Below are 13,238 nucleotides of genomic sequence, written 5' to 3'. Positions count from 1 at the left end.
CGAAGCTTTGGCCGAAGGCGGAACCGTCGCGATCCTCGGGGCCGGCATGGCGGGTGCCGCCGCCGCCCGGCGCCTCGCCGAGGCCGGCCTCGACGTCCGCGTCTTCGACAAGGGCCGCGGCATCGGCGGGCGCATGGCGACGCGGCGCACGCAAGCCGGCGCCCGCTTCGACCACGGCGCACAGTTCTTCCGCGCGAAGGGCGAGGCGTTTCGCGCGCAATGCGCGGCCTGGATCGCCGCCGGCGTCGCCGCGCCCTGGGGCGTCGAGGGCCGCGAGGTCGGCCTGCCCGGCATGCCGGCGCCTGTCCGCCACCTGCTCGACGGGCTGCCGGTGTCGCTGGAGACGACGATCGCCTGCATTGCGCGGGGGGATCGCGGCTGGATGCTGACGGATGCCGCGGGCGCGACCGAAGGCCCATTCGCCGCCGTGGCGGTGACCTTCCCGGCGCCGCAGGTGACGGCGCTGATGGAGACGAGCGGCGTCGCGCTGCCGGGGCCGGAGCGCGCATCCTACGCGCCGTGCTGGTCGCTGCTGCTCGACCTCGATGCGGCACCAGGCTTCCCGGAAACGCATCTCACGTTTTCGGAGAGTCCGATCGCGCTGATCGCGCGCGAGGAGACCAAGCCCGGCCGGGCGCCCGGGCATCGCCTCGTGGTCCACGCCGCGCCGGATTGGTCGCGCGCCCACCTGGAGGAGGCGCGCGAGGCGGTGCAGGCCGCCCTGGTCGCCGCCCTCGAAGCGCGCCTGGGGACGTCGGTCCGCCCGACCTACGCCGCCGTCCACCGCTGGCGCTACGCCATGGTCGAGTCGGCGCTCGGCCACCCCTGCCTCTACGATCCGGCGCAGCGGCTGGGTGCCGCCGGCGACTGGTGCCTGGGTCCGCGGATCGAGGCGGCCTTCGACAGCGGCCGGGCGCTCGCCGACCGCATCGCCGCCGACCTGACGTTCGGGCGGTGATCCCGCCCATCGTGTTCCATCCGGCCTACGAGGCGATCCTCCCGGCCGGGCACCGCTTCCCGATGCGCAAGTACGGGCGGCTTGCGGAGGTGCTGATGGAGCGCGGGCTGGCGCCGCGCGGGTTCACGACGCCGGAGCCGGCCTCGCCCGAGCTCCTACGGTTCGCCCACGACGCGTCCTACGTCGAGGCCGTGCTCGGGCTCGCGGTGCCGCGGGCGATCGAGCGGGCGATCGGCTTGCCCGTGGACGAGAGCGTGGTCCGACGCTCGCGCGCCTCCGTCGGCGGCACGCTGCTCGCCGCGCGCCTCGCCCTGGTGCAGGGACTCGCCGGCAGCGCCGCCGGCGGCAGCCACCACGCCCGGCGCGAGCAGGGGGCGGGATTCTGCGTGTTCAACGACGTGGCGGTCGCGGCCCGCGCGCTGCAGGGCGAGGGTGCGATCCGCCGGGCGCTCGTGGTCGATTGCGACGTGCACCAGGGCGACGGCACCGCCGACTGCCTCGCCCGCTCACCGGACCTGTTCACGCTGTCGATCCATTGCGAGAAGAACTACCCGACCGCCAAGATCGCCGGCGACCTCGACGTCGGCCTGCCCGACGGGCTCGACGATGCCGGCTACCTCGCCGTCCTCGAGGCGCGGCTTCCGCCGCTGCTCGACGCGCTGGCGCCCGACCTCGTCTTCTACAACGCCGGCGTCGACCCGCACCGGGACGACCGCCTCGGGCGGCTCGCGCTCACCGACGACGGGCTGCTGGCGCGCGACCGCTACGTCGTCGGGCAGGCGCGGGCGCGGGGCATCCCCCTCGTGGCGGTGATCGGCGGCGGCTACACCCACGACGTCGACGCGCTCGCAAGCCGCCACGCCCTAGTGTTCCAGGCGCTCGCCGCCAACGCGCTCTACTGATCCTTCGGCAGAGCGCGCGCTTGCGCTTCCAGCGCGTCGAACAGGCGCTCCAGGGGCGCGCCGTCGATGCGGTGGAAGTCGAGGGACCGGCTCAGCATCACTCCCAGCACCGCGAAGGTCAGCGCCGCCCCCTGACCCGACCGCGCCTCGATCGCGCCCATGGCGGCGAGCTGTTCGCCCAGGAACTGCGCGAACGCCGCCGCCGCGCCGGCGTTGTCGGCCGACGCGATCAGCAGCGAATCGGGAAAGCCGCATTCCTCGGCGTAGACCTGGCGTGCATGCGCGACCACCGCGAGCGGCAGCGCCGCCGGCCCGTCGGGGGCGGAAGCGAGGCACGCGGCGATGCCGACGCGGATCCGGCCGACCTTGCGGACGGCCAGAGCGGTCAACAGCGCGTCCTTGGACGCGTAGTGGTGCAGCACCCCGCCCTTGCTCAAGCCGGCTTCCACGGCGACCGCGTCGATGGTCAGCGTCCGGGTGCCCGAGCGCCGCAGCAGCGCCTCGGCCGCGTCGAGGATCACCTCGGCGCGGTCCTGCCGGCGGCTGCGCGCCTTGGCCGTCACGTCGTCCATCACCCTCCCCCGTAAAAACCGTCTGGACGGTCGGTAAGATAGTGGATAGGTTCGCGCCGCGATAGGGCGTGCGGAGCCGAGGAACGCCGTGAACCGAAGTTTCTCTGTCGTGCTTGTCTCCGCTCTTGCCGCGGCGTTGCTCGCGGCGGCCGCGGCAAGCGCCGAACAAGCCCAACCGCAAGCCGGTGCGCCGGTCGGCCTCATGGCGCAGACCCTGGTGCGCACCGTGATCGCGACGAAGAGCATGATCGCTTCCGACGCCGTCTTCACCGGCGACGTCCAGGCCCAGGGGCAGACCAGCGTCTCGTTCCGCACCGCCGGCAAGATCGAGACCCGCCTCGTCGAGGTCGGCGACCACGTCGCCGCCGACCAGGTCCTGGCCCGGCTCGATCCGCGCGAGCAGCGCTCGAACCTCGCCAACGCGCAGGCCGCGCTCGCCTCGGCCGAGGCCCTGTCGACGCAGGCCAAGCTCGGGTTCAAGCGCCAGGAGCAGCTGATGGCCAGCGGCTACACCACGCGGCCCTCCTACGACAACGCCGAGCAGCAGCTGCGCACGACCCAGGCCGCGGTCGATTCGGCCAAGGCGGCGCTGGGGACCGCGCAGGAGCAGCTGTCCTACACCGAGCTGCGGTCGGGCGTGGCCGGCGTGGTGCTGAACCGGTCCCTGGAGGTCGGCCAGGTAGTGCAGGCGGGGCAGTCGGTCCTGACCCTGGCGCAGGACGGGCCGCGCGACGCGGTCTTCAACGTCTACGAGGCGCTGCTCGCCGCGCCGCCGCAATCGGGCACCGTGGACGTGACGCTTCAGGGCAACCCGACGGTCACCGCCGTCGGCAGCGTCCGCGAGATCTCGCCCAGCGTCGACCCGGCTTCCGGCACGGTGCGGGTGAAGGTCGGCCTCAAGGAGACGCCGCCGGCGATGACGCTCGGCGCGGTGGTGATCGGCCGCGGCCGGTTCCAGAGCCATGCGGCGGTCGTGCTGCCGTGGTCGGCCCTCTACCGCTGGAAGAACCAGCCCGCCGTGTGGGTGCGCGACCCAAGCGCCGGGACGGTCGCGCCGCGCGTCGTGACCATCGACCGCTACGGCCCCGACAGCATCGCCCTGGCGGGCGGCGTCGCGTCCGGCGAGGAGGTCGTCATCGCCGGCATCCAGTTCCTTCGCCCGGGCCAGACCGTGACGGTGGCCGAGCAGGTCGCTACGGGAGCCGCGAAGTGATGGTGTTTCACTCGATCGCTGACGGTTTCCGCGCGTCGCATCGCGGTCCCCTCTCCCAGGGCGAGAGGGGTGGGGTGAGGGGCGTGACCTCTCCGGTGCGTTCTCGTCCCTCACCCTGTCCCTCTCCCGCTCGGGAGAGGGGACCCGCGTGTCACGCCGCGCCGCAGGTGAAGGATGGAAGCGTGAGGCATTCCGCGTTTCGCGGCATCCAGCTGCCTCTCGTCACCATCCTCGCCGGGACATCGCTGCTCGCACTCGCCGCCTGCAAGCCCGCCGAGGAGGCGAAGGCGCCGCCGGTGCGGCCGGTGCTGTACGCCGTCGCCAAGCCGATCGAGGCGGTGCGGTTCGGGCCGTTCGCCGGCACGGTCGAGCCGCGCTACCAGTCGCAGCTCGGGTTCCAGGTCGGCGGCCGCGTCGTCGCCCGCGACGTGACCGTCGGCGACCTCGTGAAGAAGGGGCAGCGGCTCGCCGCCCTCGACACGGTGGTGCCGCGCTTCGCCATGACCCGCGCCGAAGCCGACGTCGCCGACGCCAAGGCGCAGTCCGAGAACGCCGCCGCAACCGAGGCGCGGACGCGCCGCCTGATGGAGGGCGGCAACGTCACCCAGGCCCAGCTCGACGGCATGGTGGCCAACCGCGACACCGCGCAGGCGCGCCTGACCCAGGCGCAGGCGAGCCTGCAGAAGGCCCGCGACCAGATGGGCTACACCGAGCTCCACGCCGACTTCGACGGGGTCGTCACCCAGCGCAACGCCGAGATCGGGCAGGACCTCACCGCCGGGCAGACGGTGGTGACCGTGGCCCGGCCCGAGGTGCGCGAGGCGGTGGTGGACATCCCCGACGACCTCGTCGCGGCCATGCCCAAGGACGGCCGCTTCACCGTCGCCCTCCAGAGCGCGCCCACGGTGACGGCGGTCGGCACCGTGCGCGAGACGGCGCCCTTCGCCGATTCGAGCACCCGCACCCGGCGCATCCGGATGTCGCTGGAGAACCCGCCGGGCGCCTTCCGGCTCGGCGCGACGATCACCGTCTCGCTGGTGCGCAAGGTCCCGCCGCGCTTCGTCCTGCCCGCCACCGCCATCCTGAGCGCAGACGGCCGCGACGCGGTCTGGGTCGTCAACGCCGCCGGCGACGCGGCCAAGCGCGTCGCGGTCACGGTGACCGACCGGAGGGGCGACTACGTCGGCGTCGCGAGCGGCCTCTCGGCCGGCGACCGCGTCGTCGTCGCCGGCGTCCGCTCCCTCGCCGAGGGCCAGGCGATCCGCCTCGCGGATACGCCCATCGCCGTTCCCGGCACGCAGGACCTTTGATCGTGGGCAGGATTCTGGATCGTGGGTAACTTCAACGCGTCGGAATGGGCGCTGTCGCACCGCTCGTTCGTGTGGTTCCTCATGGCGATCTGCCTGGTGGCCGGCACGCTCGCCTATCGCGGCCTCGGCCGTGAGGAGGACCCGCCCTTCGCGATCAAGACGATGGTGGTGCAGGCGGTCTGGCCCGGGGCCACGATCGGCGACACCCTCGAGCAGGTCACCGACCGGATCGAGAAGGAGCTGCAGCAGGTCGCGACCCTGGACTACGTCCGCAGCTACACCACGCCGGGCAACGCCACGGTGTTCGTGCAGCTGCGCGACACCACGAAGGCGTCCGAGATCCAGCCGTCGTTCTACCAGGTCCGCAAGCGCCTCGGCGACATCCAGGGCACCTTCCCGCAGGGGATGCAGGGGCCGTTCTTCAACGACGAGTTCGGCGACGTCTACGGCAACGTCTACGGCTTCACCGCCGACGGTCTGAGCCACCGTCAGCTGCGCGACTACGTCGAGGGCGTGCGCACCGAGATCCTCAAGGTGCCCAACATCGGCAAGACGCAACTGCTCGGCACGCAGAAGGAAACGATCTTCCTCGACTTCTCCACGCGCAAGCTCGCCGGCTACGGCATCGACATCCAGTCCCTGATCAAGACGCTGCAGAGCCAGAACGCGATCTCGCCCTCGGGCGTGGTCCAGGCCGGCCCCGAGCGGGTCTCGGTGCGGGTGAGCGGGCAGTTCTCGTCCGAGACCTCGCTGGAGACGATCAACCTTCGGGTGAACGACCGCTTCTTCCGCCTCTCCGACGTGGCCGAGATCAGCCGCGGCTACGAGGACCCGCCCGCGGCGCTGTTCCGCGTCGATGGCAAGCCGGCGATCGGTCTCGCCATCGCCATGCGGCCGAACGCCAACCTGCTGCATTTCGGCGAGGACCTGAAGGCGCGGATGCGCCTGATCGAGGCCAAGCTCCCGATCGGCGTCGGCATCCACCTGGTCTCGGACCAGCCCCGCATCGTCGAGGAGGCGGTCGGCGGCTTCACCCAGGCGCTCGTCGAGGCGGTGGTGATCGTGCTCGCGGTGAGCTTCGTCAGCCTCGGCGTGCGCGCCGGCTTGGTGGTTTCGATCTCGATCCCGCTGGTGCTCGCCATCGTCTTCGTGGTGATGCAGATCATGGGCGTCACGTTGCAGCGCATCTCGCTCGGTGCGCTGATCATCGCGCTGGGCCTGCTGGTCGACGACGCGATGATCACCGTCGAGATGATGGTGGCGCGGCTCGAGCTCGGCGATTCGCTGAAGAAGGCCGCGACCTTCGCCTACACCTCCACCGCCTTCCCGATGCTGACGGGCACGCTGGTGACCGTGGCCGGCTTCCTGCCGATCGGCTTCAACGGCTCCTCGGCCGGCGAGTACACCTACTCGCTGTTCGTGGTGATCGCGGCCTCGCTTCTGGTCTCGTGGGTGGTGGCCGTGCTGTTCGCGCCGCTGATCGGCGTGACGCTGCTGCCCAAGACCATGAAGAAGCACAGCCACGAGCCCGGCCGGATGGGGCGCCTGTTCCTGCGCGTGCTCGTCGCCGCCATGCGCTGGCGCTGGCTCACGGTCGCGGCCTGCGTCGCGCTGCTCGGCCTGTCGATCTTCGGCATGACCTTCGTGCAGCAGCAGTTCTTCCCGGCCTCGGACCGCACCGAGATCCTGGTCGACTTCACCCTGCCGCAGAACGCCACCATCACCGAGACGCGGGCGCAGATGGACCGGTTCGAAGCCACGTTGAAAGGCGACCCCGACATCGAGCGCTGGTCGTCCTATGTCGGACAGGGCGCGGTGCGTTTCTACCTGCCGCTCGACCAGCAGCTCGCCAACAGCTTCTTCGGGCAGGTCGTCGTCGTGACGAAGTCGCTGGAGGCGCGCGACCGCCTGTTCCCCAAGCTCGAGGCGCGGACGAAGCGCGACTTCGTCGGCACCGACGTGTTCGTGAACCCGCTCTCGCTCGGCCCACCGGTGGGACGGCCGATCCAGTACCGCCTCAGCGGGCCGGACCTGCAGGTGGTGCGCGCCAAGGCGCTGGCGCTCGCCGACATCGTCGCCAAGAGCCCGCATGTCGGCGTGCCGACCTTCGACTGGAACGAGCCCGGCAAGGTGCTGCGGGTCGAGATCCTGCAGGACAAGGCGCGCCAGCTCGGCGTCACCAGCCAGGACATCGCCGGCATCCTCAACGGCGTCGTCGGCGGCTCCTCGATCACACAGGTGCGGGACTCGATCTACCTCGTCAACGTCGTCGGCCGGGCGCAGGCGGCGGAGCGGACCTCGCTGGACACCCTCCAGAGCCTGCAGGTGAGCCTGGCCAACGGCTCGGTGGTGCCGCTGCTCGCCTTCGCGCGGATCGGCTTCGACCTCGAGCAGCCGATCGTCTGGCGCCGCGACCGGGTCGCGACGCTCACGGTTCGCGCACCGATCGTCGACGCGACCCAGCCGCCGACGATCGTAGCGGCGCTCGCCTCCGACATCGCCGCCTTCACGGAGGCGCTGCCCGAGGGTTATGCGCTGGCCACCGGCGGCGCCGTCGAGGAGGCGGCCAAGGGCCAGGGACCGATCGCGGCGGTGGTGCCGGTGATGCTGCTGACCATGGCGGTGTTCCTGATGATCCAGCTTCAGAGCGTCCAGAAGCTGTTCCTGGTGTCGAGCGTGGCGCCACTCGGGCTCATCGGCGTCGTCGCGGCGCTCCTGCCCTCGGGCAAGCCAATGGGCTTCGTCGCGATCCTCGGCATCCTGGCGCTCATCGGCATCATCATCCGCAACGCGGTGATCCTGGTGAGCCAGATCGAGGAATGCGAGGCCGACGGGCTCGCCCCCTGGGACGCGGTGGTGGAGGCGACGCGCCACCGCATGCGCCCGATCCTGCTGACGGCGGCGGCGGCGAGCCTCGGCATGGTGCCGATCGCCCGCGAGGTGTTCTGGGGGCCGATGGCTTACGCGATGATCGGCGGCATCATCGCGGCGACTTTCCTGACGCTGTTCTTCCTGCCGGCGCTCTACGTCGGGTGGTACCGGATCCGCCCGCCGGCCGCGAACGGTCCGAAGCCTAACGCGGCTTGATCGCCCGCCGCGGCGAGGTCGGCGGTGCGGACTCGATCGGGGCGACCCGCTGCGGCGGGATCGCCACCGGCGTCGAGAACGCGCCCAGGTTGTCCACCAGCTTCGTCAGCAGGCGGATCGTCTCGGCCACCTCGTCTTCCTTGAGCGCGGCGAGGAAGTTGCGCTCGCGCTGCAGCGCCACCACGGTGATGCGGTCGTGCAGGTCGAGGCCGGCGGGCGACAGCGCCAGCAGGCGGCGGCGGGCGTCCTCGGCGTCGCCGCGGATCAGCACGAGGCCGCGGCTTTCCATCCAGGCGATGCTGCGGCTCACCACCGCCTTGTCGAGGGCGGACAGCTCGCAGATCCGGTGTGCGGTGATCCACGGGTCCGAGGCGAGCCGGTACATGATCCGCCAATCGGTCAGGCCGACGCCGAAATGCTGCCGGTAGAAGATCGACGCGTTGTTGGTCAGCGTGTTGGACAACAGGGTCAGCAGCGCCGGCACGTAGACCTTCGGGTCCACCATGGCGCTCGTGCTTTCGTTTACGTCGGGCGGCTCATGGGCGCCCTCGTTCGATCGACCCATTGGCCACACCCCGCCGGGACTTGTTCACCCGTTCATCGCCACGCGATGCCGGATCGTCCCGGTCTCCGGAATACTTAGACCTGTTCCCGGGCGTTGCGCACCTGCAACGTGGAAACTTGTCTCCGCCGACACAACCTTATTTGCCGGCGGAAGTTCGCTTAAGGCGTGCCGGCGCTGCACAGAGCGGGCGCGAGGGCGGCGAGCGCGGGGCGATAGGCTGACAAGTGCAAGCCGTCGCGCATCGCGCCGGGCTTGGCGAAGCCCGTGGTCCCGTCTCGGATGGCGGCGAACGGGTCGGCGAAGCGGCAGCCGAGGCGCGTGCACAGGGCCTTCAGGCGCTCCGAGTAGTCGCCGACCGCCAGCGGGTCGAGGCGTCCGTCGAGCTCGCGCCCGATCGGCGGAAGCGCGGTGACCACGAGGCGATCCGTCGTGGCCGTCAGCTGCCGGATGATCCGCGTCGCGGCCGCCTCGTAGCGCGCCGCCGCGGCCGGGTCGCGCGGGTCGTTCTTGGACAGGATGTCGTTGGTGCCGATCGTCAGCACCGCGGCCCGCGGGCGCACGGGGAACCGCAGTGTCGCGACGAGGTCGGCGTAGACCGGTGCGGTGGCGCCGCTGACGCCGCCGTTGACGAGTTCGAGACCGCAGGGCCGCTGGGCCGGGGCCTGCAGCTCCGCGTGGGAATCGCCGGCCAGGAACACGTAGGCCCCCGGCGCCTCGTCGAGATGCGCCTGCACCGCGTAGAGCCGCCCCAGGGCGTAGGCACGCACGTTGACCGGGGCGGTGGAGAGCATCCGCCCGACCAGGATGCCGGCGCCGACGAGCAGCACGGCGGTGGCGGCGAGCGCGACCCGGCGCTTCATGCGCGGACGGTCCCGGCGCGGTCGACCGTGGCCCCGGGCCGGGAATCGGTGGTGGCGTAGTAGGGCTTGATGTCGAGGAGCGGCGTGCCGTCGAGGCAATCGAGCCCGCGTACCGTCAACGTCGCGCCATCGCGCCCCAGCAACTCCACCACAGAGAGCGCGATCGGGTTGGGGCGCGCCGGCGAGCGCAGCGAGAACGTGCCGCGGCTCCCGTTCGCGTGGCGCGGGCGCTGGACGAGGAGGCCGCGCTCGGCCCGGTCCATCCAGTAGAGCAGGATCAGATGGCTCGCGCACTCGACGTTCTGGAGGCCCGCGGCGTAGACCGGGTCGACCTCGACGGTGCAGGCCGCGTCGGTCTGCAGCCCGTTCTTCGGGCACTGCCCGCGGATGGTCCACGGCGTGCGGATACGGCCGATGAAGTGCACGCCGGCATCGGCCTGCTCGGGGAGGGCGATTGCCTCCTCGCCCTCGCGGCGCGCGAAATCGTTGCTGTCAGCGTCCATGGCGTCCCGACCGGTCCGTCCGGCGGCTTTCCGACAAGTCGGCGCGGACCGCAAGCCCCGCCTCGCGCGACCGGGCAGGGGGGTGTAGAGCCGGGACGAAGCAGCAAGGGGATCGCGCGTGATCGAGAACGAACTGCGCCCGATGGAGGCGGTGGCCGACGTCGCGACCGCCGTGGACCGGCTCGTCGAGCTGCATGCCGGCGCGACCCAGGCCCTGCGCACGGCGCTGACCCGGACCCTCGACGGCGGCCCGCCGCCGGACGCCGCCGAGCGGCTGCAGTTCCGCTACCCCGAGCTGCGCGTCACCTACCGCCCCGCCGGCCCGGTGCCGCGGATCAGCCGCGCCACCGCCAAGATGCAGGCGCCCGGCACCTACAGCACCACCGTGACCAGCCCCGCGGACTTTCGCGCCTACCTGACGGCGCAGCTCGAGCCGCTGGTGGCCGATTACGGCGTCGGGCTCGAGGTCGGCCTGAGCGCACAGGAGATCCCGTATTCCTATGTGCTCGAGCCGGGCACCGACCTCGGCGCCGGGCGGGTGAGCCCGGCCGAGCTCGCGACCTGGTTCCCGGTGCCGCTGCTGTCGCTCGTCGGCGACGAGATCGCCGACGGCCTGTGGCAGCCAATGGCCGACGAGCCGCGCCCGCTCGCCCTGTTCGACGCCGTGCGAGTGGATTACTCGCTGCGCCGCCTCGTGCACTACACCGGCTGCGACTGGCGCGAGGTGCAGCCCTGGATCCTGCTCACCAACTACCACCGCTACGTCGACCAGTTCGTCCGCCACGGACTGGAGCGCCTGGCCTCGGGCGCGGAGGGCTTCACCAAGCTGGTCATGCCGGGCGGCATCACCGTGACGCGCGGCGAGGCGGCGTCGGCCGATCCGGCGGCGCTGATGGCGGCCTCGCCCTGGCATCGCTTCCAGATGCCGGCCTACCACCTCGTCGCGGAAGGTGCCGACGGCACCGCGCAGGGCACCACGCTCGTCAACATCGGCGTCGGCCCGTCGAACGCGAAGACGATCACCGACCACCTCGCGGTGCTGCGTCCGCATTGCTGGCTGATGGTCGGACATTGCGGCGGCCTGCGGCAGTCGCAGACCATCGGCGACTACGTGCTCGCCCACGGCTACATGCGCCGCGACCGCATCCTCGACGAGCTGGTGCCGCCGGACGTGCCGGTGCCGGCGCTCGCCGAGGTGCAGCTCGCGCTGCAGGCCGCGGCCGCGCAGGTGACGGGCGAGAAGGCCGACGCGCTCAAGCGCCGCCTGCGCACCGGCACCGTCGTCACCTACGACGACCGCAATTGGGAGCTGCGCTTCAGCCAGGAGCGCCGCCGGATCAACCTCAGCCGCGCCATCGGCGTCGACATGGAAAGCGGGACGATCGCCGCGCAGGGCTACCGGCTCCGCGTCCCCTACGGCACCCTGCTCTGCGTCTCCGACAAGCCGCTGCACGGCGAGATCAAGCTGCCGGGCGCGGCCAACGCGTTCTACGAGCGCGCGGTGGCCGAACACCTGCTGATCGGGCTCGCCGCCCTCGACATCCTGCGCGGCGACCGCCACGGCCTGCACTCGCGCAAACTCAGGAGCTTCGACGAGCCGCCGTTCCGGTAGAGCGTCCTCGCTATTTCAGCGTGCCGGCAATCCAGCCGATGATCGCGTCGGCGACCTCGCCGTTGTTGGTCTCCAGCATCATCATGTGGCCGTTGCCGTGGATGCCGTGCTCGGCCAGCGCCAGCCGGTCGGGCTTGGCGCCGGCCTGTTCGAGGAAGGCGCCCGTGCAATCGTCCATCGTCGCGCGGAACGACGCCTCGGCCGTGACGATCACGGCGGGCACGCGCGCGAGGTTCGGCAGCTTGCGTGCCGGCTCGGCCTGGAGCCAGCAGCGGATCTGGCCGGGGCGGAGCGGCGCCTCGGACTGCGCCACCACCAAGTCCGTCGGAGACGAGACCGGCGGATCGAAGGTCAGCGGCACGCGGGTGATCCCGTAGGGCCGCGCGCGGGCCTCGCCGACCTTCTCGTACCAGTCGGCGCCGCCCTTGAAGCGGATGTCGTAGAAGGTCGGCCCGTTCGGCTCGACGGCGACGTGCGCCTTCACGAGGTCGGGCCGCCGGTCGGACACCGCCCAGCCGAACACGCCGGCCTGCGAGTGCGTCAGCAGGACGGAGGGACCGATTTTTTCCAAAAGCGCGATCAGCGCCGGGTCGACGAGCTCCTCGCTGCGCAGGGCGCTGGCGATGAACGGGACCTGCGAGAAATAGAACTGGTCGAACGCCGCGTTGCCCTTCACGCCGGCTCCGCCCGGCCAACGGGTGTGGAGCTTGGCTTGCGGGAACAGGCCGAAGTTTTCCTGGCCCGTGAAGATCGTCTCGAGGTCGTTCGGCGCGAGGCGCGCATAGGGGCCGTAGGCCTCGGGGTTGTCCCCGGATCGGCCGCGCCCGACCTGATCGACCACGTAGACCGCAAAACCCTTCTCGACGAAGCGGTCGACCCAGCCGGGACGGCCGTCGGGCGTGCCGAGGAAGTTGACGCCGGTCTGCGCCGTGCCGTGCACCATCACCACGGGGTAGGGCTGCGTCACCTGCAACGGCGCGTGATACTGGACGAACATCTGCCCGACCGCAGCCGCCTTGCCGCCGGCCGTCTCGTAGGTGCCCCCGACGAAGAAGTAGCCCTCGCGCTGCGCCGGCTTGAAGGTCGCCGGGGGGTCGGGGGCGGGCTCGGCCAGGGCCAGCGAGCCGAAGCACAGCAGCGCGCATACGCCGCCCAGGACGGGTTTCCGCATCGTGACCTCCCATCGACGTTCTGTTCGCGTCGGATCGGACGCTAGCAGCCGGACGGCGTTCGCGTCAGGCCGGACGGCTCGGGGATCGATAGGGCGAAGGCCGTCTGTCCCGGCACGCGTCCGTCACCGCCGCCCGCCCCACATCCCGGTGCGTTCCGAGCGGGCCTGCTCTTCCGCCGCCAGCAGGTCCGGCGGGGCGTCCTCGGTGGCGCGGGCGCCGCCGGCCGAGAGGATCAGGGCGGCGAGGTCGTCGCCGTCGATGCGGCAGCGGGTGCCTTGGGTTCCGCCGGCATCGGGCGTGCACACCACCTCGCGGCGGCGCAGGTATCGGGCGAGCTGGCGGGCGAGGTGGCCGCCCTGGCCGTCGACGCCCGTGAGTCGCACGGTGCGGCCGCGGAACGAGAGCGTGCCCGTGTCGATCACCTCGGGCACGCCGCGCGCCTCGGAGCCGGGGGGCTGTGCGGCGGGCGCAGCCGGTGCGGGGG

Annotated in this window: 11 protein-coding genes and 1 pseudogene; 6 read left to right on the top strand and 6 right to left on the bottom strand. The window is 71.8% G+C overall.

The features are described 5' to 3' along the window. Positions 1 to 7 precede the first annotated feature (7 nt). Positions 8 to 958 (top strand): FAD-dependent oxidoreductase, encoded by a 951-nt coding sequence (locus tag FV229_RS04910; protein WP_147750884.1) that lies wholly within the window; start codon positions 8 to 10, stop codon positions 956 to 958. Continuing rightward, the gene (locus FV229_RS04905; RefSeq protein ID WP_147750916.1) at positions 958 to 1,860 is read left to right on the top strand and encodes a histone deacetylase; all 903 of its coding nucleotides are present in this window, start codon (positions 958 to 960) and stop codon (positions 1,858 to 1,860) included. The genes FV229_RS04910 and FV229_RS04905 overlap by 1 nt, the downstream gene beginning before the upstream one ends. Here the strand turns inward: FV229_RS04905 and FV229_RS04900 are convergent. Next, a complete protein-coding gene (locus FV229_RS04900) occupies positions 1,854 to 2,432 on the bottom strand; it encodes a helix-turn-helix domain-containing protein (RefSeq protein WP_348644170.1) in 579 nt (192 codons plus the stop codon). The two genes, FV229_RS04905 and FV229_RS04900, sit on opposite strands and share 7 nt — an antisense overlap. A gap of 202 nt (positions 2,433 to 2,634) precedes the next feature. Here FV229_RS04900 and FV229_RS04895 point away from each other — a divergent pair, with 202 nt between their 5' ends. The 3 genes from FV229_RS04895 to FV229_RS04885 all read left to right on the top strand — a co-directional run bounded on the left by FV229_RS04895 (position 2,635) and on the right by FV229_RS04885 (position 8,042). Then, positions 2,635 to 3,645 carry an efflux RND transporter periplasmic adaptor subunit gene (locus tag FV229_RS04895; protein WP_147750883.1) on the top strand — a complete coding sequence of 337 codons (1,011 nt, stop codon included), beginning with the start codon at positions 2,635 to 2,637 and terminating at the stop codon, positions 3,643 to 3,645. Between the two features lie 182 nt (positions 3,646 to 3,827). Then, positions 3,828 to 4,955 carry an efflux RND transporter periplasmic adaptor subunit gene (locus FV229_RS04890; RefSeq protein ID WP_246688051.1) on the top strand — a complete coding sequence of 376 codons (1,128 nt, stop codon included), beginning with the start codon at positions 3,828 to 3,830 and terminating at the stop codon, positions 4,953 to 4,955. Positions 4,956 to 4,976: 21 nt separating this feature from the next. After that, a complete protein-coding gene (locus FV229_RS04885) occupies positions 4,977 to 8,042 on the top strand; it encodes an efflux RND transporter permease subunit (RefSeq protein ID WP_147750882.1) in 3,066 nt (1,021 codons plus the stop codon). Here FV229_RS04885 and FV229_RS04880 read toward each other — a convergent pair. The 3 genes from FV229_RS04880 to tsaA all read right to left on the bottom strand — a co-directional run bounded on the left by FV229_RS04880 (position 8,029) and on the right by tsaA (position 9,970). After that, positions 8,029 to 8,547 carry a MarR family winged helix-turn-helix transcriptional regulator gene (locus FV229_RS04880; RefSeq protein WP_187273549.1) on the bottom strand — a complete coding sequence of 173 codons (519 nt, stop codon included), beginning with the start codon at positions 8,545 to 8,547 and terminating at the stop codon, positions 8,029 to 8,031. The genes FV229_RS04885 and FV229_RS04880 overlap by 14 nt on opposite strands. A gap of 218 nt (positions 8,548 to 8,765) precedes the next feature. Next, positions 8,766 to 9,467 carry an SGNH/GDSL hydrolase family protein gene (locus FV229_RS04875; protein WP_147750880.1) on the bottom strand — a complete coding sequence of 234 codons (702 nt, stop codon included), beginning with the start codon at positions 9,465 to 9,467 and terminating at the stop codon, positions 8,766 to 8,768. Next, complete coding sequence (tsaA, locus tag FV229_RS04870; protein ID WP_147750879.1) at positions 9,464 to 9,970, bottom strand: tRNA (N6-threonylcarbamoyladenosine(37)-N6)-methyltransferase TrmO; 507 nt, start codon at positions 9,968 to 9,970, stop codon at positions 9,464 to 9,466. Before tsaA ends, FV229_RS04875 begins: the two co-directional genes overlap by 4 nt. 142 nt (positions 9,971 to 10,112) lie before the next feature. Between tsaA and FV229_RS04865 the strand changes: the two genes are divergently transcribed. Further along, positions 10,113 to 11,582, top strand: coding sequence for an AMP nucleosidase (locus tag FV229_RS04865; protein ID WP_210246587.1), 1,470 nt, complete (start codon positions 10,113 to 10,115; stop codon positions 11,580 to 11,582). A gap of 10 nt (positions 11,583 to 11,592) precedes the next feature. Here the strand turns inward: FV229_RS04865 and FV229_RS04860 are convergent, their stop codons facing one another. Further along, positions 11,593 to 12,753 carry an alpha/beta hydrolase gene (locus FV229_RS04860; RefSeq protein WP_147750877.1) on the bottom strand — a complete coding sequence of 387 codons (1,161 nt, stop codon included), beginning with the start codon at positions 12,751 to 12,753 and terminating at the stop codon, positions 11,593 to 11,595. A gap of 123 nt (positions 12,754 to 12,876) precedes the next feature. Then, positions 12,877 to 13,238 (bottom strand): annotated as a pseudogene (locus FV229_RS04855) (penicillin-binding protein); the annotation flags it as partial.

The organism is Methylobacterium sp. WL120 (assembly GCF_008039465.1).
GTDB classification, from domain to species: domain Bacteria; phylum Pseudomonadota; class Alphaproteobacteria; order Rhizobiales; family Beijerinckiaceae; genus Methylobacterium; species Methylobacterium cerastii.
Note: the sequence above shows the minus strand (reverse complement) of the source record. Positions and strands in the feature narration are given on the sequence as shown.

Bases quoted from the DNA above. Each gene is read 5' to 3' on its own strand.
- FV229_RS04900 (WP_348644170.1), bottom strand. From the start codon at position 2,432: ATGGACGACGTGACGGCCAAGGCGCGCAGCCGCCGGCAGGACCGCGCC.
- FV229_RS04895 (WP_147750883.1), top strand. From the start codon at position 2,635: ATGGCGCAGACCCTGGTGCGCACCGTGATCGCGACGAAGAGCATGATC.
- FV229_RS04880 (WP_187273549.1), bottom strand. From the start codon at position 8,547: ATGGTGGACCCGAAGGTCTACGTGCCGGCGCTGCTGACCCTGTTGTCC.
- FV229_RS04875 (WP_147750880.1), bottom strand. From the start codon at position 9,467: ATGAAGCGCCGGGTCGCGCTCGCCGCCACCGCCGTGCTGCTCGTCGGC.
- tsaA (WP_147750879.1), bottom strand. From the start codon at position 9,970: ATGGACGCTGACAGCAACGATTTCGCGCGCCGCGAGGGCGAGGAGGCA.
- FV229_RS04865 (WP_210246587.1), top strand. From the start codon at position 10,113: ATGGAGGCGGTGGCCGACGTCGCGACCGCCGTGGACCGGCTCGTCGAG.
- FV229_RS04860 (WP_147750877.1), bottom strand. From the start codon at position 12,753: ATGCGGAAACCCGTCCTGGGCGGCGTATGCGCGCTGCTGTGCTTCGGC.